Origin of the sequence: Leptospira ellinghausenii (genome assembly GCF_003114815.1) — a bacterium.
GTDB lineage: Bacteria > Spirochaetota > Leptospiria > Leptospirales > Leptospiraceae > Leptospira_A > Leptospira_A ellinghausenii.
Genome location: NZ_BFAZ01000009.1, coordinates 1620925 through 1640637, shown reverse-complemented (window position 1 = coordinate 1640637; position 19713 = coordinate 1620925). Strand labels below are relative to the sequence as shown.

At 36.2% G+C, this 19713-nt stretch carries 16 protein-coding genes; 6 read left to right on the top strand and 10 right to left on the bottom strand.

Annotated elements, in window-relative coordinates; all coding sequences use genetic code 11:
* Both DI076_RS16280 and DI076_RS16275 read left to right on the top strand, forming a co-directional pair.
* A complete protein-coding gene (locus DI076_RS16280) occupies positions 1-627 on the top strand; it encodes a Crp/Fnr family transcriptional regulator (protein ID WP_108960775.1) in 627 nt (208 codons plus the stop codon).
* A 50-nt stretch (positions 628-677) separates the two neighbouring features.
* Positions 678-1904: an NnrS family protein gene (locus DI076_RS16275; protein WP_108960774.1), complete on the top strand. Its 1227-nt coding sequence runs from the start codon at positions 678-680 to the stop codon at positions 1902-1904.
* 38 nt (positions 1905-1942) lie between these two features.
* On the opposite strand, the gene DI076_RS16270 is transcribed toward DI076_RS16275, so the two are convergent.
* Genes DI076_RS16270 through DI076_RS16255 form a run of 4 tightly spaced genes read right to left on the bottom strand, consistent with a single transcriptional unit; the run spans position 1943 to position 6535 of the window.
* Positions 1943-3676, bottom strand: coding sequence for a nitric oxide reductase activation protein NorD (locus DI076_RS16270; RefSeq protein WP_108960773.1), 1734 nt, complete (start codon positions 3674-3676; stop codon positions 1943-1945).
* 9 nt (positions 3677-3685) lie between these two features.
* A complete protein-coding gene (locus DI076_RS16265) occupies positions 3686-4468 on the bottom strand; it encodes a CbbQ/NirQ/NorQ/GpvN family protein (RefSeq protein ID WP_108960772.1) in 783 nt (260 codons plus the stop codon).
* 3 nt (positions 4469-4471) lie between these two features.
* The gene (locus DI076_RS16260; protein WP_108960771.1) at positions 4472-5821 is read right to left on the bottom strand and encodes a cbb3-type cytochrome c oxidase subunit I; all 1350 of its coding nucleotides are present in this window, start codon (positions 5819-5821) and stop codon (positions 4472-4474) included.
* A 9-nt stretch (positions 5822-5830) separates the two neighbouring features.
* A complete protein-coding gene (locus DI076_RS16255; RefSeq protein ID WP_108960770.1) occupies positions 5831-6535 on the bottom strand; it encodes a c-type cytochrome in 705 nt (234 codons plus the stop codon).
* Between the two features lie 289 nt (positions 6536-6824).
* On the opposite strand from DI076_RS16255, the gene DI076_RS16250 reads away from it, so the two are divergent.
* Both DI076_RS16250 and DI076_RS16245 read left to right on the top strand, forming a co-directional pair.
* Entirely contained in the window at positions 6825-7397 is a 573-nt protein-coding gene (locus tag DI076_RS16250) for a cytochrome c oxidase subunit 3 (RefSeq protein WP_108961026.1), read from the top strand.
* A 13-nt stretch (positions 7398-7410) separates the two neighbouring features.
* Entirely contained in the window at positions 7411-7641 is a 231-nt protein-coding gene (locus DI076_RS16245) for a prokaryotic cytochrome C oxidase subunit IV (protein WP_108960769.1), read from the top strand.
* Here DI076_RS16245 and mtnC read toward each other — a convergent pair.
* The 3 genes from mtnC to DI076_RS16230 are packed head-to-tail and all read right to left on the bottom strand — an operon-like array spanning position 7638 to position 10784.
* Complete coding sequence (mtnC, locus tag DI076_RS16240; protein WP_108960768.1) at positions 7638-8366, bottom strand: acireductone synthase; 729 nt, start codon at positions 8364-8366, stop codon at positions 7638-7640. The genes DI076_RS16245 and mtnC overlap by 4 nt on opposite strands.
* 37 nt (positions 8367-8403) lie before the next feature.
* Positions 8404-9762 carry an MFS transporter gene (locus DI076_RS16235; protein ID WP_108960767.1) on the bottom strand — a complete coding sequence of 453 codons (1359 nt, stop codon included), beginning with the start codon at positions 9760-9762 and terminating at the stop codon, positions 8404-8406.
* On the bottom strand, positions 9759-10784 hold the full coding sequence (locus tag DI076_RS16230) for a hypothetical protein (RefSeq protein ID WP_108960766.1): 1026 nt from the start codon (positions 10782-10784) through the stop codon (positions 9759-9761). Before DI076_RS16230 ends, DI076_RS16235 begins: the two co-directional genes overlap by 4 nt.
* A 126-nt stretch (positions 10785-10910) precedes the next feature.
* Between DI076_RS16230 and DI076_RS16225 the strand changes: the two genes are divergently transcribed.
* Complete coding sequence (locus DI076_RS16225; RefSeq protein ID WP_108960765.1) at positions 10911-11723, top strand: WecB/TagA/CpsF family glycosyltransferase; 813 nt, start codon at positions 10911-10913, stop codon at positions 11721-11723.
* Positions 11724-11726: 3 nt separating this feature from the next.
* On the opposite strand, the gene DI076_RS16220 is transcribed toward DI076_RS16225, so the two are convergent.
* Positions 11727-15398, bottom strand: a complete 3672-nt coding sequence (locus DI076_RS16220) for a hypothetical protein (RefSeq protein ID WP_108960764.1) — start codon at positions 15396-15398, stop codon at positions 11727-11729.
* Positions 15399-15553: 155 nt separating this feature from the next.
* On the opposite strand from DI076_RS16220, the gene DI076_RS16210 reads away from it, so the two are divergent.
* Positions 15554-16432, top strand: a complete 879-nt coding sequence (locus DI076_RS16210; protein WP_108961025.1) for an early set domain-containing protein — start codon at positions 15554-15556, stop codon at positions 16430-16432.
* Between the two features lie 46 nt (positions 16433-16478).
* On the opposite strand, the gene DI076_RS16205 is transcribed toward DI076_RS16210, so the two are convergent.
* On the bottom strand, positions 16479-17930 hold the full coding sequence (locus tag DI076_RS16205) for a hypothetical protein (RefSeq protein WP_135358396.1): 1452 nt from the start codon (positions 17928-17930) through the stop codon (positions 16479-16481).
* 340 nt (positions 17931-18270) lie between these two features.
* A complete protein-coding gene (locus DI076_RS16195; RefSeq protein WP_108960761.1) occupies positions 18271-19677 on the bottom strand; it encodes a hypothetical protein in 1407 nt (468 codons plus the stop codon).
* Between the last annotated feature and the right edge of the window lie 36 nt (positions 19678-19713).

Genomic DNA, 19713 nt, shown 5'->3' with positions numbered 1-19713 from the left:
ATGATTATTAAATACATTACGAAACCTAGTCCTGAATCATTAATGAAAGCCTTTGTTGGATGTAAGGAACTAACATATGATAAAGATGAATTTTTATTTCATGCCGGTGATGAAGTCACTCACATGGATCTTCTTGTCAATGGTGACTTACAGGTTTTTAAATATGATGGAAATATGAATGAAGTAACTCTAACTTTTTTCAGACCAGTATGTATTGTGGCCGAATGGGCTGTTATCCAAGGAATTCCTTATCCAGCGTCTGCAAGGTTTACAAAAAAAAGTACGATCTTTCGGATGCCACTTTCTGAAGTCCAAAATCGACTAAATTCTAATATTGAACTTAACCACATTCTAATGCACTCATTGATGAATAAAATCGAGACTTTAAACTTGGCAATTAATCGTGGTCTCACCATGGATGCAATGCAAAGAGTAGCTCATTTTCTATTTTATGGAACACCCGATTCCCTTGCCTTAAAACAAACACAGATGGCATCCTTACTTTACTTAAGACCTGAAACTTTCTCAAGGATATTAAAACAACTGAAAGACCAAGGACTTGTTGATACGCAAAAAGGTGAGATCACAATTTTAGACAAGGAAGGTCTTTTGAAAATTTTAGCTTAGTACTTGATTTGTATCAATGAAATGATACTCCTTTCAGATAGTATTAACGTATGAAACAATCGTTTTTTCAATACAGTTTCTGGAATACAGCGTTTCGCCCTTTTTTTTGGTTTGGCTCAGTTTTCGGAATCCTAGTCATTTCAATTTGGTTATTCATACTTTCGAATATTATTAAAAATCCAATTCACATCAACGCCATTCACTGGCATTCCTATGAAATGGTATTCGGTTTTACGAAAGCCATTGTATTGGGTTTTTTGTTCACTGCCGTTCAAAATTGGACAAATTCAACCATTCTAAAAGGGAAAAGTTTATTCTACTTATTAGTTTTTTGGTTACTTGGAAGATTTTCATTCTATTCGTTCGGTTTTTTAAGTTACCTTTCTTTTGGATTTGATATCTGTTCGGATATCCTGGTCATCTATCTACTTGTTCCAAAGTTGATTGTTCCTACCCAAAAACACAACAGACCCATTTTATACCATTATGGACTTTTTACAATTTTTCATATTCTGAGTGCTCTATCTGCTTATTCCATTTTAGATCCGGAGAAAACATTACTTTTTATCCATTTAAGCATCTTTGTTGTTTTATTTTTGATACTCATCATAGGCGGACGAGTTGTTCCTTTTTTCTCTGGGGTCGTAATCCAAGGTTATTCTTTTAAGCGAATGCCAAAATTAGAAACATTTCTAATCTATCTTCCATTTATCTTTTATCTGACAAAACTCATACAATCATATTTAGATGTATATTTTTTAAGATCACTTTCCTACTTACAAGGAACAGGTTTCACTGTTTTTGGAATAATTTCTTTTCTTGTTGGATTTTCATTATTTACCTTAAATACAATTCGTTACATTTCATGGAAACCATGGAAATCCTACCAAAGGCCTATCCTTTGGATTTTGTACTTAGGTTACTTTTGGGTATGCCTTGGATTTTTACTCTATAGTTTAACAGAATTGAATCTATTTCCAATTTCATCAGCAATCCATAGCCTAACAGTTGGTGGTCTTGCCGTTTTTATTTATGGTATGATCACAAGAGTGAGTTTGGGCCATACTGGTAGGACCATCGTTGCATCTCCACTCACTGTTTTTTGCTATGTCCTCTTAAATGTAAGCGTGGTGATTCGAGTCTTTTTACAACTGTTCAACCAATACAAATATGCATATTACCTCTCTGGAATTGGTTGGATTCTGTGTTTTGTTTTCTATGTTGTCCAGTATACAATCATTCTTTATTCACCTAGACCTGATGGAAAACCTTCTTAAGCGAAAGAGTTGAATTTAATTCTATTTCTCATTCACTCTTAACTCTTAATGGCTCTTTTAAAAAATTCCTGTAATGAATCGAGGAGCCTTTCTGGATGGAATAACATTTGATAACTCGCGTTTCGCATCATTGCGGGGATAGTTGGTTTTTCCTCTGTTCCTATCGCTAAAGTATACACTTGTACACCGTTTAACATACATTCACCCACTGCTTTATTCACATCCTCAATTCCATACTTACCTTCATACTGGTCATAATCATTTGGTCTTGCATCAGTAATTAAAATGATCCATTTTTGTTTGTATCCGGAATCTTTTAAGAGTGAATTTGTATGACGAAGTGACGGACCCACTCTTGTGTAACCGATGGGAGACAAAGGGCCTAATCGATCTCTGACTACCTTCCAAGATTCGTTCATTTGTTTTAAGTGGATAAACTGATTGTGATTTCTAGTACGAGAATAAAAACCTGCGATACCAAATGGAATTTTCAATTCTTCTAAACACTCAGAAAACAGTAATAAACTTTCTCTTTCCACATCCAAAATTCGTTTATCGTGAATCCAAGAATCGGTAGACAAACTTAAATCCATTAAAAAGTACAATCCTAAATCGGATACATCTCGAATTGGATTCATATAGATTGCTTCTGAGGGGCTCTTTTTAGCCATTAAATCTGCATAACGATCAACGAGTGCATCTAAGTCTATGTCAGCACCCGCAACCAAACGTTTTTTAATACGGGTTTGATTGAGTAATGCGGTCATTTTTTTCTTTAATAATAATAGGGTGCGGTGTTGTCTTTCTAAAACTCCGATTGCATAAGAAGAATCCAATGTTTTTGGAAATTCCTCAACCACAGAACAGTAATTAGGTTTGTATTGTTTTTTTTTGTAATCCCATTCTGGATATAAATAGGGTTTTTCCTTACTAGTGTCTTCCAAAATTTCCAACAAGGTTCCTGCACCTGATTCACTTGTCCTTGTAGTATGAACGGGATCTTCTGTACGAATGATATATTCTAAGTTGAGTTCCTCGAGAGCCTCCTCTTCTTCCATATCTTCTTCGCCATCAATGTCTCTCCATTGCCCGTCAAACTCTTCTACAGTTTCAATTTTTTCAAAATTGTGGCCAAGTGTATATTCTTCAATTTTTTTCTCATCCACCTCCAGTAATTCTGCTTCACTAGGATCTAACTTTTGTTTGGATTCTTTCGATTCCATTTTTTGTTTCTGTTTATCAGAAATAAAATCTTTACCAACAGGAAAGTTTATCTTGGAATTGGAAATTGAAGTGTTTGCATGATAAAAACAGGAAACAATTTTTTGGTATTGTTTTGGGTCCTTTTTTCTAAGCATCAATCGATCCTTTCGAATTTCTTTCCAATTAAAATAAGCACCAGGATATCGTTTTAGAAAAGAACGAAATAATTGATAAAAAGTTTCCTTAACCAAACTGGTTTTGATTGTATGTTCTTCTTTTAAAAATGATAAATACGCAAGTAGAATCCGTATTTGAATCTTAGATTCCCTTTCAGTTAAATACCAATAAATGGTTTCTGGAAATTTAAGAAAATTTTCCCCAAGGGAGATGAATTCAACACCATACACAATGGAGGTTGTTTCTTTTCGTAAAGTTTGTAGATAACGAACGATTTTAGTTTCTTCCGTCTCCATACGATATGGATAGTATGGACTTGGAGGTGTAAGTTTTGTTTTAAGTTTTTTCCAAAGTTTATGACCTTGGTAGAATACAAACTGATCCCATTCCAAAATAAATTCCTAAAAGATTAAATCAAAACTATCTTGTAAGGCAGTCACTGTATCTTCATCATCTGATAAAGGCAGTATGATCGCAGTACGACCCGCAAGGCGAGATGGTAGGCCTTTCCCAATCAGCTTAGCACATGATACAAGCAAACGTGTCGATACTGTTTCCGCAAGTCCCAACTCTGGTTTTTTCCTGACTAAATTTGCAAATTGCACTAATTTTTTCGAAACGGAATCAGAAATGCCTGTTTCCCCGATAATGATCTTTTCTTCCACAGATGGCTTTGGATATGGAAAATCCATACTAAGGAAACGTTGTTTGGTGGAAGGTTTTAATTCTTTAAACCCTTTTTGATAACCAGGGTTATAGGAAGCTACGAGTAAAAAGTTTGGATGTGCGATGATTTCTTCGTTTTTTCTTTCAATGAATAATGTCCGTCTATGGTCTGTTAATGAGTGAATGGTCACAAGAGTATCTGGTCTTGCTTCTGCAATTTCATCCAAATACACAATTGCACCCTCTTTGACACCCGTGGTAAGTGGACCATCCATCCAAACAGTATCTGCCCCTTTGACGATAAATCGTCCCACTAAATCCACTGCGGATGTTTCATCATTGCATAAAATCGTAATGAGTTTACGGCCCATTTGGTGTGCCATAAACTCCAAAAATCTAGATTTTCCAGAACCAGTAGGTCCTTTTAACAAAAGCGGCAGAGTATTCTCCGCCGCCATTTGAAAAATTTCCACTTCCTTACCAGTTGGTTCGTAATAGGGAATTTTTGTTGTTAACATACGTTAGTCTATATCACCTACATTTTTACCAACCGCTTCATTGGAAGGAAGACCATGTCTAATGAAATCAACAATGAAATATGTGATTCCAATTGTAAATAATGTAGCTGCAAGTAACATTCCGATAAAATGGAACACGATTTCTTTTTGTACCACTAGAAAGTCCATTCCCAATTTACGTTCTAGATACACCTGAGTGATCCCTGCCACTGCCAACGCTCCAGTCATTCCGACCATTCCAATATTGGATGCCCAGAATGCTAAATATCCAGACATACCAGTGAATAGTTTACGACCTGTCATGTTTGGCATTGCATAGGAAATGACAGCTAACACTAACATTGCGTAGGCTCCCCAGAAAGCAAGGTGACCGTGCATTGCTGTGATGAGAGTTCCATGTGTCCATTGGTTAACCGATGGCCAAGTGTGTGCAAAACCAAGAAAACCAGCACCAATGAAAGACATCATCGCACTTCCAAGTGTCCAATAGAGTGCAATTTTGTTTGGATGGTCTTTTCCTTTTTTGCGATACATATTGAGAGCCCAAATCGCCATTCCGAGGAACGCAAGTGGTTCTAAGGCAGAAAAAATTCCACCGACCATAAGCCAATACTTAGGAGTTCCTATCCAGTAGTAGTGGTGGCCTGTTCCTAAAATTCCAGAAAGGAACGTGAGACCAACAACCACATACAACCATTTTTCAATGACTTCCCTGTCCACACCTGTAAGTTTGATGAGTAAAAATGCTAAGATACCACCCATGATGAGTTCCCAAACTCCCTCTACCCAAAGGTGAACAACCCACCATCGAAAGTAAGAATCCAAGGTTTGGTTATCGAAATAAATCATACCTGGGAGATAAAGTAAGGCTGCACATAACAGACCAAAGAATAATACTAGTTGTGTTGTACTCCTTTTTTTGGCCTCCCAAATGGTCATGGCAATATTGAATAAAAAGGTAAGAACGTTGACAACGACAAGATAATCAAGTGGCCTTGGAATCTCTAAAAACTTTCTACCTTCCCACCAATTAAAGTGGAATCCAATGATGGCAACAACACCCACCACAATCCAAGATATAAGTTGGATGTATGCGAGTTTGACACTGTACAATTCACGATCAGATTCTTCAGGAATGATGTAATAAGCAGCACCCATAAATCCTGTTAATAACCATACAACTAATAAATTGGTATGTGTTGCACGAGCTGTGTTAAATGGAATGTAATCATGTAATCCATCAAAACCAATCCGAGCAAAACCCATGATAAAACCATAAACGATTTGTAAAGATAAGAGTAACATACAAGTTGCAAAGAACCAATATGCGACCTTTTGTGATTGGAATCTCATTGTTTCTCCTTATTTTAATGCAGAAAGGTAAGTAACTATATCCTTTCTTTCTGTATCACTTAACGGCAACTTTGGCATGTTAGTTCCCGGTTTGATTACTTGTGGATCAATCAACCATCGGTTGAGATAATCGACATCAAACTTTGATCCTACATGATCAAGTGCAGGTCCTACATTTCCTCCCTTGCCACCTACTGCGTGACAGGCGACACATAATTGAGAAAACTTTTCTGGTTGAGAAACTTTCACAACGCTGGAAGTTGTTTGTGGAGGTACGGCAGTGGTTATAGAACCAACTGGGATATTTGGTTTTGGTGGCCAACCATTGGCATCAATTTTACCAACCCAATCTAGAAATGCGATGACTTGGCCTTTTTCTTCTTTAGTAAAATTGTATTTCACCATCTTACGTTCACCAGGGAACATTGCTTGTGGATCATCTAAAAATACGTCGATCCAGCTAACTCCCCTTCTCTCGACCACTTTAGTCAAATCAGGCGCATAGTATGCTCCCTCTCCAAGTAAGGTATGGCAACCCATACAATTGTTTTTTTCCCAAATCTCTTTCCCTTTCAGCACATCTTCTGTTAAGTTTTGCGCATTGGTACGGGTATCGTTTTGTCGCAAGGTATCAATTGTGAGGAACACAAAGATAGCACCGAACAAAAAAGTTCCACCCAGAAAGAATGCCCTTGCTTGCGATTTTGAAAGCATCCTTACCTCCTTTTTTCATTTTACAAATGTAAGTGCAGATTGTACAAAATGCCTTGATTCTAATCAAGTTCTAAATAAAAATCCTGTGTTAACATACGTAAGACACCGAATGGAATTGATTATGAATAAGAATTAGAATCATTTAAATAACTAAAAGAGGTAAATTGAGGGGAAAACCGGACAATTTGAACGTTTTCCCGAAATTTTGGAACCTTTTGAATCCCTTATGGATTTGAATTTACTTGAATATTCGATTATTTTAATTTTCTATAGTAACCAAGGAGAATTCATGAACGAAACTACTATCGAGGAAAATGATTCAATTTGGTACCCACCTGGGGGAATTCTCATTTGGCTCATCGTATTTGTGGAAGTAATCACCTTCTGTATGGGGATTGGATCCTTAGTGTATGACAAAACTCAAAATCCAGATGGTTTCCAAACCATGCAAAAACTTCTGCACAGAGAATTTGCTTTTTGGAATACAATTTTCCTATTAACAAGTGGATTTTTATTAGCCATAATTGTTTATGCAAAAGAAAACAATAAGGAGACCCAATTCCTTTATGTTATGTTAGGTGCAATTCTTTTCGGATTGGCTTTTTTGTTCCTCAAAAGTCTCGAGTTTTATGACAAATGGACTTTAGGTTATACCTTAGATACGAGTATATTCTTTAGTTACTATTGGTTACTCACAGGTTTTCATTACTTACACGTAGCAGTAGGAATCATCATCTTATCAATTGTTCTTCTCAACCGAAAAACCATCACCCTTTTGAATTTGGAAGCGGGGGGAATTTTTTGGCATATGTGTGATTTGATCTGGCTTATCCTATACCCAGCATTGTATTTGATCCAATAAGGAAGAAGGTTTTATGTTACGAATTGTATTTACTTATATGATTTTACTCACAATCGTATATCTATCGTTTTACGGGATGGGGTCGTTTGTACCAAGTAATTGGAATTTGATACTGATGAGTGCGATCAAATTCCTTTTGATATCCTATGTATTTATGAATTTAGTACGAGCCCATTTTTTTTGGAAGTTGATTTTCTCAACTTTGATTTTTGTGTATTCATTTGGGATCTGGTATTTCACTTAAAAATGATCCCAAATGGGAAACGAATGTGATTTTTGAGGCAAATTTCCTGGTCGATTCAAAATGACCACTTGCATCCCTGCTAAACTTGCCGCATCCGCTTCTTCCACAATGTCTGTAAAAAAACGAATTTCACTTGGAAGTGCAGAGAGTGTATTCGCAATTCTTAAATAACTTTCTTTTTCCCGTTTTCCACCTACCGCTGTATCAAAATAAGAAGTAAAATACTCACGCAAATCACCTAACACCGAATATTGATAAATTAAAACTTGAGCTTCCACGGATCCAGACGAATACACATGGTTTTTTTTTCCTTCTTGGATGGATTGTTTTAAAAATTTGGGAACATCTTCATAGACTGTACTTTTGATCTCATGAGACTCATAACCATCTTTCCAAATTTTTCCTTGTACTTCTTTTAAGGGACCAAATTTACGATCTTTCTCAATGAGATATTCAAAATATAAGGAAACCATATCTTTGGAAAGTTCCTTTGGTATTTCATTGGCCGAGTTTCCCATCGTAAATTTTTGAATGAATGACGGTTCATGGAATAAAAAATCTTTATGGTATTCTATTTGTATTTCTTTCCATTTCTCGTCCGAAAACTGATAGTTTTTTAAAAAGGAATGGATTCGTTTTTTTGCATAAGGAAAAAGAATCTCATGGACAAAGGCAATTGGTGCCGTTGTCCCTTCGATATCGAGTAAGTTATGTTTGATTTGCATTTTATTTATTTGTTTTCAATTTATGAATGAATCCAAATTAGGAAACACTCTGTTTCATTAACAAATGCATTGTTTTTTCATCTTTTTCATAATTGAATAAAACCAAAAACCAAGCTAAGGCACATGGAATCCAAAATAAAATTGAGATGGAAAGAGCAAGACCTCTATCCGGTGTGAGTCCAAGAATCACTGCTGACATAACAGGACCAAGACCTTTTCCTAAATCATCCGTTAGGTTGTATATTGAAAAGATTGCACTTCTCGATTTTGGTTCATTTACATTGAGTAAAACAGCTCTAACATTAGGGCCAGTGACTGAGATCATAATTCCTGTTAATACATTGAGACCAATAAAGAGTCCCATGTGCGGAACGATATCAAACGAATATAACAAAAGGATAGCCGGAAATACTCCAAAGAAAGTAGTTCCCATACATAATAATGGTTGGTATGTTTTTTTGATATTGTATAAAAATTGCCCAAGCACTCCACCAAAAAAAGTTCCAATAAAAATTCCAATCGCAGCGAATGTAATCATACCAGCGGAAACTTCTTTTGTTAGGTGATATGTGTGTTCATAATAATCTGCTAAATAAACAAAAAATACACCCCAAGGGATACAGCCAGGAAGTCCTTGTAAAAAGGCACCTAGATTTGTTTTGTTTTCGAATAGTAATTTAAAGTCTTTTAAAGTGATTTTGTGAGAAAGTTCATCGGCACCCACTTCTTCTGCTCCACCACGTTTTGGTTCTTTACAGAAAAATAAATAAACAGCAACGAAGAGAAACGAAGGTGCAGACATGTAAATAAAAGAGGTCCTCCATCCATTTATGGGATCTGCTCCACCCAATATACCACCTAACAACTGACCTACTCCCACCCCAAGTCCCATTGCTAAAGATACGTACCCAGTTGCAATGGCTCTGGATTGGCTGGAAAAATAATCTCCAATCAAACTAAAGAGTAATGGGAAAATTCCGCCTAGTCCAAATCCACACAATGTCCTTAAAATTAAAAACTGATCGAAGTTCTGAGCATATGCAGTTAAAAAACATGGAATTTCACCTAATAGAACAGTCGCAACTAACAAATGTTTACGAGAAAATGCTTGGGAAAGATACCCCATAGACAATGAAACAAGTCCACCCAAGATAAAAAACAAAACAGGAATGATTCCACCAAATTTCCAATCAACTTCATTTGGATCTGTAATCCCTAAGGAAGCTCCAATGTTTTTCATATTGGGAGCAATTAAGTTTTGATCGCCAAACAGAAAGAAGGCCATACCTAAAATCATCCAGAAGGCTAAAATCCCTCTTGGGCCATGGTTCACAAGTTCTGCAAGACCAAAAAACCGAAGATAGGTGGTTTCTTGTTTTGTTTTTTTTTGGTTCATAAATTGTTTTTCCTTTCTGATTGTTTGCGATAGACAAAAATAAAAGACAGTGTGAATAAAAGTCCTAAAAATCCAACGATTGCAAAGGTAGATAAATCCCAACTCGTAAGGATAGATCCATTCCAAATTTCTGGGTTTGGAGAATTTGCCATTGTAGGAAGTGCCTTTCCTCCAACAAAACGAAATTCAACCATTGTTCCAAATTCGAGTGCATTTAATACATAAGCACTGAGACCTTTTGGAACATCTTTATCTAATTTCACCACAGGTGTTTTTTCACCTGTTTCCACCACCATATCTTGTGGTTTTACGAAGATAGGATATTTACCGTTTTCTGATTCAATTAACATTCGTTCGCTGAATGAATCTTCAGAGTTTGGGATCAAATAAGAAACTTGTAGTTCGGAACTTCCAGGTAAGACAGCTCGGTCCAAAATTCGTCCGCCATTTGGACCATCTGGTACACCAAGAGGAATGGCTATTTTACTACCTGGTTGTTGGAGTTGTGCCATAATTTCCGTTGCTTCTTTCGCAACCGAATATTCCAATGCACCTGACTTTGGATCATACGACTTTGGTGGATTACTAACATTATCGATGAGGAACAATTTAAAAATACGTAGACCTTTTTTCTCTCGCATAACTTGCATTAAGCTTTTAATTGCTATTTGTTTTCGGTCTGCCCCTGAATCATACACGGTTATTTCTTGAGGAGAAGTACGAAACTTAGTGGTTGGCGGAATCATTTTATTATAATTTGCGCCTTGGTACTGGACCTGCAAAAGGATGGGTGCACCTTCAGGTAAATCCATTTCGGGGAATTTAAATTTGCCAGACTGTGGCCCAATTTCTCCGAGTGGAACCATTGCTCCTTGTAAAGCCATCATCCGAATCGAATCAGCCTTTCCAAATCCTCTTGTTGTACCGTTTTGAATGGTTCCAAAGATGGAAATTTTTTCCGCATAACTTGCGCTTGAGAGAAGAAAGAGGACCAAATAGAGAATACAATTGCTACGAAACATTTTGATACTTTTTCTCCTCCTCTCGGTTCCAATCCAAGTGAAAAAACGAAAGTTTTTAAAAATTTAGAGGCGACAAGAGAGGGTACTGGACATAATGCTTTAGATAGGAAAGGAAAACCTGGCTACATGAAGCAATTGAGCGAAATCGTTCACAATTCCTCAAAAGACGAGAGAGATATACTACTAGAATACCAAAATATCGATGTTTCCAAGTTAGAAACATTGAATGTTTTAGGAATTCCAATAGACAATGTCACAACAGATGAAGCGATTGCGAAACTTTTCCGCGTGCTTGAAAAAAAAGAAGGCATGCACCATGTTTTATTCTTAGATCCAATCAAACTGATGAGGATGCGCCCTAAAAAATCGCTCCACCGTATCGCTGAAAAAGCAGGTACGATTTTAGTAGAAGGGGCAGGAATTGGTTGGATGACAAAGGGTCGATTAAAAGAAAGAGTCACACCAATTGCAGTGATGATGGACCTGATCCGACTTGCAGAACTCAAAGAGTTCACAGCCTTTATCTTTGGCGCAAAAGACGAAATCGTAGAACGTATTTATTTTAATCTCACAAGGCACTTTCCGAAAGTTCGTATTGTCGGTAGGCACGCAGGCCATTTAGATCGCCAACGTGAAATGCGAGTGAAAGAAGCCATTCGTAAAACTGGACCTGATATCATTTTCCTTGCTATGGACTTCCCTGAACAAGAAATTTGGATTGAAAACAACACTGGTTATTTTGGTAAAGCTGTTGTGATTGGTGTAGGTGGCGCCTTAGATATGTTATCTGGTGCTGACAAAAAAGCACCTGAATGGTTCAAGGAAAGAGGTTTAATTTGGTTGTGGCGCATCATTGCAAGACCATACCGAATCCGACGTATGTGGGAAACGTTTTACTTTCTATTACTTGGAATTCGCGAACGTTTTCGCAAACAATAACGTTTATTTTTTAATCTGAGCCAATCGATCTAGCGTAGGAGCTAACCAGTCTTCTAACAATGGTTCTCTATCTAGTTTGGCTCTAGCAAAAACCAAATCCTTATTCGAATTTGCAATTTCGCTTACGGAACCTATTTTACGTGCTGTTTCCATTGCTTTCCAATAGTATTTGAGTGCATTGATGGTATCTTGTTTTTTCTCATACACTGCACCTATATTATTGTAAAGAGCCGTTAATGTCTCATACACTTCTCTATGATCAGAGTTTTCAGTGTCAATTCGACCAAGGCTTTGTTCCTTCAGTTCAAAATCATCCTTTAACTTCAGATAGTTGCCAAGTGCTGCATTGTATTGTCTTGTATAATAAAATGCATTTCCCTTTCCAAAGAGTAAGGTAGGATTATTGTATATATCTTCTTCTGGGAGTTCTGCCCAAAAATCTAAACTTTGTGCAAAGTCACCATGGTTATAATCAATCCAACCCAAATAATAATAACATTCTCTAACTATCTTTGGATCTTTGGAAATATCACGGTCAAGAGCTGCGAGAAATGATTCACGCGCCATAAAAAGACCATTTCGTCTTTCTTTTTCTTCATAAGAAAGAGTTCCTATACTTCGTTCTGGATAGATTTTTTTGCCAGGAAACTCTCGTATGTTGTCTGTTACGTTGATCCCTGCTGCTTCCAAAAATTGAATTTTGCCTAAGTTAAACGAAATCCTTCCTGGACTTCCTTCGAGTAAGGTTTCGTCTTCGTCCCTTTCTCCCAATCGATCACGATAGTTTTGGTATCGATCATCTGCTTCTTTTAAAAGTTTAACAGCTTCATCATAATCTTCAGTTTGGATATAATATTCAGCCATAAGTAAAACTGCCAAATAATGTCTGATATCATAAGTTGATGCTAATTCTAATTGTTTTAGAGCACGAGCTGCTTCTTCTTTTTTGAAATAAAAACGTGCTCTTTGGTAATACCCTTCCGCAAATTTTGAACCACCGTCTTTGCCATAAGCAATGTTTAGTAGGTATTCTACGTTATCATCAATCTCCATTCCTGTGACTTGGTCTTCAGGATTGATGTTGTATTTGATTCGTACTTCTTCAGAATCTAAATCAATATAAAAGGAAGCAAGTTTTGCCAAAACAAATAGTGAAAGTTCGTCTTCAATGTTTAAAGCATTACGAACTTGTCTATGGTGGTTTAAAACATATTGTGGGTTTTTGTCACGTTTCCACATTTCAATATATGTAGATAAAATTCCACCGTGTCCAATTGGATTTTTTGGATACTTTTCAATGATATCGTTATAGTATTTAACAGCCGTTCCAAACTCTTCTTTGTTATAGAAAATTTTTGCAATACCAGCAATGGCATCAACATTATCAGGGTCTCCCCCATCGGTAAACACTCGTTTGAAGTATTCGATGGCGAGATGATCATTTTTGTATTTTTTGCGATTACTTCCAGGTGGAACTTCTATAAAGTCTTTTCTGTGAAAGGAATGAAAGGTTCCGAGTGCAATATAAGTATCAATATCATGGACATTGTATTTGAGGCGAGATGCAATGTAGGCACCTGCTTTTAAAACCTTTCTTGGAACTTTATCTTGAGAAGTTAAATAAAATGCTAATTCGGGAAGTGGTCTTCTACCTGCAGTTTCGACACCTGCATCATTCCATTCCGTTTTTTTTGCAAAACTGATGTTTGGAACTTCTTTACGATTTTCCCAAGCACGTTTATGTTCCTTGTCTTCTGGTTCATAACCAAAATCGGGTTCTACCTTTCCAAAACATTTTTCAAACGCTCTTTCATACAAACCAGCTTTCGTATATGCAGTACAATATTTATTCAAAAACTCTAAGTTATGTGGGAAAATCTCTTCCCCTTTGATAAAATAATTCTCAGCATCAGCGAGTAATTTTTTCTTTTCTAAGGCATCAGTTTCATAACTGTATTCTTCTATTTTTTCAAGTCCAAGAGCATACTGCGCTTTAGCACGGTAAGGAACGATTACATACTTCCATAAAGTAACAATTCCAAATACCAAAAAGATAGCTGCAGCAGAAGATAAAATTGTCCTTCTGACTAACTCACGTTTACGAGCAGCACCTTCCTTGGTGTAAGCATCTTTACTTGCAATGATGGGAACTCCATCTGCCGCAAATTTTCCACTAGAATCACTGAGTTCCACACGTTCGCCAAGAAGGCCACTTAAGAAACTTGCAATGTCTTCCGGTTTTTGTTGAGCTTTGATAAGCTCAATGATTTCTTTTTGGTTCCGAACAGGAATGCGTTGGTTGACTATCGCATCAATAATGGTTCGTCTTAATTTTGGAGGATACCGAAGTAACTCAGACTGAATGACCGCAAGTTCTTCATCCGTTAAACTGGATTCAAGAGATTCTTCTGGTTCTTCCTCTTTGCCAAGTGACATGAGGTCTTCTTCAAATCCACCTGGGCCTTCATCATTTCCACCAAAATCATCCATGGCAGAAACAGGCATATCATCGATGGATGGTGCTAGGTCATCAAATGAAGGAGCGGCTAAATCATCATCAAGACTCGGTGGTTCCATTCCCACACCCAAGTCACCAAATGGATCATCAAATCCGCCACCTATATCTGCAGGTTCTGGTTCTCTAGCAGAAGTGGATGGTGTTTCCATACTTCCAAAAGGATCATCTTCAAAATCGGCACCAACATCGGAAGCGGCTGGAGTGGATCCCATATCGGCAAATGGATCGTCACCAAACGAAGATTCGCTGGAAGAAGCAGGTGTGGAAAGATCTCCAAACGGATCATCACCCGAAGGGACATCAGAGGAAGGAGAATCTAAACTTGCAAAAGGGTCATCCCCAAAACCAGCACCCGAATCTGCATCGGATGGGGTAGATCCCATATCAGCAAAAGGATCATCACCGGAAGGAGTTTCAGCACCAGATCCAAAATCAAAATCATCACCAGTGCCTTGTGGTTCTTCCGAACCTGAATCAAATCCAGCAAACAAGTCTTCGTCGGTTGTTTTAGGAATTGAATCGTCATCGCCCCCTAAATTGGCAAAGGGATCGTCACCAATTTCTGGAGCCTTTGTTTCTTCAATAGGTGCTTCATCAATTGCATCTAAATTGGCAAAGGGATCATCGGTACTTGCCTCAGAGTCACTGGGAGAACCAAGGTTTGCAAATGGATCGGTATCGTCACCCGCAGGTGTAGAAAATGGATCCTCATTCCCAGACGTAACATCTGAGGGGGCATCCATTCCCAAATCATCAAAATCAGTATCAGTAGGAGGTGTTGTCTCTTTGGGTTTAGGACTATCTTCACCTAATAATTCATCTAAATCAATCCCATCGTCTTCTTCAGGTTGAGAACTGGAAAGTTTGGGTGGACCAAAATCGTCATCATCATCAAGACCGGCAAATGGATCTGAGGTGTCACCTGCAGTCGCATCATCCCCACCGAAATCATCGGGTAGAGCATCATTTGGTTCTTCGTCAGTAGGTTCTGGCTCTTCATTGCCAGAAAAGGGATTGGTATAGCCTAGTTTCTCACGTAAGACCTTCGCCATCGGGTTGAGCTCTTCCGAGGACATAGGGTTCTTATTGAGAGCCGAAAACATCGTCTCGATTTGTGTGATTTCTTCCGGACTCAATTTGTCTATCGGCTCAGCCATGCGAAGGTCTATTCCTAATGAATTATCGGCTCCTTCTTAAAATGACAGAATATTTTTTTTATTATGTCAGATGATTCTCGAATCAAAAAACCTTTCACGCTCTTTTTTCAATCCTGCCGAAAATAAAGACAAAGGACACAAGAGACATCTGCACTATGTTGAAATCCAAATTCATCCGAATTGCCCTCATTTTACTCTTTTTGACAGGTATTGGAATTTTTGCCGACGATGGCATGGATTGGATTGGCAGTTTTTCTTCTGGAGAACTCGAAATGTCAGATGAAACCGAAGACCAAGACACGGTTTATTACCTTTGGCAATTGGAAAGTCTGAAGAAAAACATCGCACCACGTTACATTCGTTATCTTGATGTCGAATCCTATGTTTCGAGCGGGAACCTTCTCCACCGAGGGATTCTTTTCACCTATAATGGCCTTAGAGATGAATCTGTGGAAATCTGTGGCAGTTTTAATAATTGGGAATGTGCCGAAATGAAACGGAACCAATATGGAATTTATTACACAGTCATCGAACCAAACCAAATCAAAGACAGTTACGAAGAAGATCATGTTTACGAATATAAATTTCGAGTCAACGGCCTACTCACCTATGATCCAGAAAACTTTGATAAGGTGGAAGATGGATCTGGTTCTTATTATTCTCGTTTTGTTTTGGACTCCAAAGACACAGATCGCCAAACAAAAACGATAGTATTGGAAGATTCTGCAAACGAAGAACGTGATCTGCGTACAGTCAAATTTCAAATTTATTTACCAAATGCAGAAGTGGTTCGGGTAGTGGGAAATTTTAATGATTGGAACCCTGAACATGATTTTTTGAAAAAAGATCGCAAAGGGGTATTTACCTTAGAGAAAAAATTACTCCCTGGTGAGTATCACTACCAATTCATCGTAGATGGCGAGACAATGTTAGATACCTACAATCCAACTACGAATATAAAAATCGATACAAATGAATCTGTTTCGTCTCTTTTAGTTCCTGAGCGGAACTACGCTTTAGAACGTAAGATGTAAAAATCAAATAGATTTTTTTTATATTAATACTAAAAATAAATTCAAACTACCTCCATTCATCTTTCCTAATATGAATTCCCGTATACCATTTTGGATTTATTGGAATCGAAATATCCTCCTTATTTCGAACTTGTTTCGAATAACTATCCCAATTTAATTCTTCAAAATGCTTTATAAAGACCGAATTCTTGATAAGATGTAAATATAATACAATTAGAATTAACATAATACTAGATGTTTTCATTGAAATTTTTCCTGGCAAAATATTAGAAAAAATTATTATGCAAAATATAAAATAAGAAACGAGTCCGTAACGACTTGACAATAGTTTAACAACGTTTAGAAAATAGATGGAATCCTTACTCCCATTGGTAAGCTTCACTAATAAGGCTTGCTCGTCGCTAATGACGAACGCTCCTCTGAGCAATATGGGAACAAATATCGCAATCATGTATCCGAGAATTAAGAATGTATTTCCGACACCAAAGTGAACAAAATTTTTACAAAAGAAATATAATAATACAATTTCCAGAATCCAAAAATACTTAACATAACTTAGGGCAGAGAAGGTGTTTTCTTCACCTAAATATCCTAAAAATGAAATTCGAATTAGTTTTTCGACATTCATTACATTCATTAAAAAACTCCAATCAATTGGAGCTATTTCACGTTTCGCGCCCGTCAGATAAATTGCAATACCGTAGGTTATCCCTAATATGAAAATAATTCCATATAACCGACTGTATCGATCAGATTTAGACGAAAAAAATCGTATTAAATAAAAAGGTAAGTAAAAAATTGTGAGTGGCGCAGAGAATATAGCTAATAGAGAATATACAAAAATAAAAAAATAACTTACCCCACTAAGCTCACCACCAATCAAAGCCAGCAGAAAAAACCCAAAAGATAAAAAGAAATGAACATTCGTTACATTATTGATTGATTCATAACCAACTGGTACAAAACAGATAAGGATCACAATTACTGACCGAAGAAAATCGCTCTTCACCAAGTATCGATAATTTACCAATGAAAATAGCGAAACAGATATAGCAGCAATTGTCATCGCCATAAAATTAAATATGAAGGGGATAATCTCAAATGGGAAAAGGTTCGCAATAAAAGCAATAAGCCTTGGAACAAAATGTAGATAACCAGCATAAGGAATAAAAATTGTTTCTGGAAATCCAGTTACCCACTCCGATTTCAAAAAAATGACTCCATCTTCCGCCCATAATTGGGAATTTATCAATGAATCTGATTTGCGAAAATGGAAAATGCAAAATGCGATTATGGCATTGAAAAAATACAATTTGAAATTATATTTAAAATCTATCGAACCACATGATCTAAAATTGGATTTAAAATTATTGCATGATACTTTTAATGAATCAATTATCGAAGTATATATCCTATGCCAACTTATCTTTTCATTTCCTGCCCAGCTCATGATGTTAGCTTTGAAGATTGTAAATTTACTAATATTTTGTTTTTTCATTCTTATTTTTTTCAAAGAAATTTAAGTTACGGTTGTTTTTTCAATATTGTAAATACTTAGATATTTCAATTATAGAATAAAAGACAAGTCATTAATCGATTGAAGGAATATTTCTTTTTTAAAAAACAAAAATCATTTTGCTTATTACGTGAAGATTGTCTCCTCTGAATAGCTTTCCTTTCACTGAGTTCTCAAGTTCAAAAATTTACAAATTTTGTTTTTTAGTTCTTCCGCAATATCAGGATTTTTCTGGGAATATCTTCGATAAATCATTTAAATAATTGTTCAAATCTTTTAAAAATTCTAAACTAAGGATTCAATGCTATGACAATATTGCTGACTATTTCCATGAATCTTTTTTGATTTCTATTTTTGGAAACCATATCGGATTCACTGGGATTGAAACATCTGTTTTGTTTTTAACCATATCTGCATATTGATCCCATTTTAAATCTTCATATGGTTTGATGAAAAGTGAATTTCGTATTACAAAAAGAAATACAACCACAACTAAAACTTGAAAATGAATCGTGGATTGAGTTTTATTTTTTTCGAATAACAATACAAAGGTCAAAATACAGAACAGAAAATATGGTACTAAACCATACCGATTGATCATCAGATTAATGACATTTAAAAAATAAAATGATTCCTTAGCCCCATTGACTAAAGTAATATAAGTGGCCTGTTCTTCGTTTAAAGACAAACCACCTCTAAGTAACACTGGAATCAAAACAGTGATCAAAAATCCACCCAACAATATCGAAGTTTGAAATCCTTGTATTTTGAATTTTTTGAAATAAAAGTAGAGTAAGATCACTTCGAGTATCCAAAAATACTTATGATATGTAATGAATTCTACTGAATTCGTATTCATAAAGTATGTTGCGACAATCAATCGAATTAATTTCTCAATATGTATTGGATTTAAAAAATAATTCCAATCAATGCCAACCACGGAATCCCTAGAACCCAAGTAAAACATTAAAATACCATATCCCAAACCAATCACAAACAAAACCAGATATACCCAACGTTTCCGATCAAATTTAAAAAGGAATGGACGAATTAAAAATAGAGGGGCATAACAAATGGCCAAAGGCGCAGAAAAAATTCCTAACAATACATAAATTGTGATCAATAGATAACTAAATCCATTTAATTCGCCACCCATGATTGCCAAAAGAAATACCCCCAATGACAGGAAAAAATGTACATTGGTGATATTGTTAAATGATTCTATTCCAACAGGTGAACAACAAAGTAAAACAATCACAATTGTTCTTAAAAAATCACTTCTTAGGATATAACGAAACTTAGTGAGAGAAAAAATCGAAACAGAAATAGCAGAAATGAAAATAGCACAAAGATTAAATACCAAAGGTATCGATTCATAGGGAAACAAATTCGCAAAAAATGCAATGAATCTAGGAACAAAGTGGATATATCCAGCATACAAAAAAAAGAAAGTATCTGGGAATCCAGTAACCCATTCATCACGGAGAAATATTTGTCCATCTTCAGCCCATAATTGTGCCTTCAGAACTGAATCCGGTTTTCTCAAAATGAAGATCAAAAATGATAGCAGAAAATTAGAAAAAAATAATATGAAATTACGATTCTTTGTATTTGTACTGGAAGTAGTATAATCTTCCTTAAAATTTTGAAAAGATTTGCCGAACAATTCGCTTAGATTAAACTTCATATCATTAATGATTCGTTTCTTTTTTGTATATGATTCATTCATTCGAAATTTACTCAATCAGTAGATTTCATTCTAAAT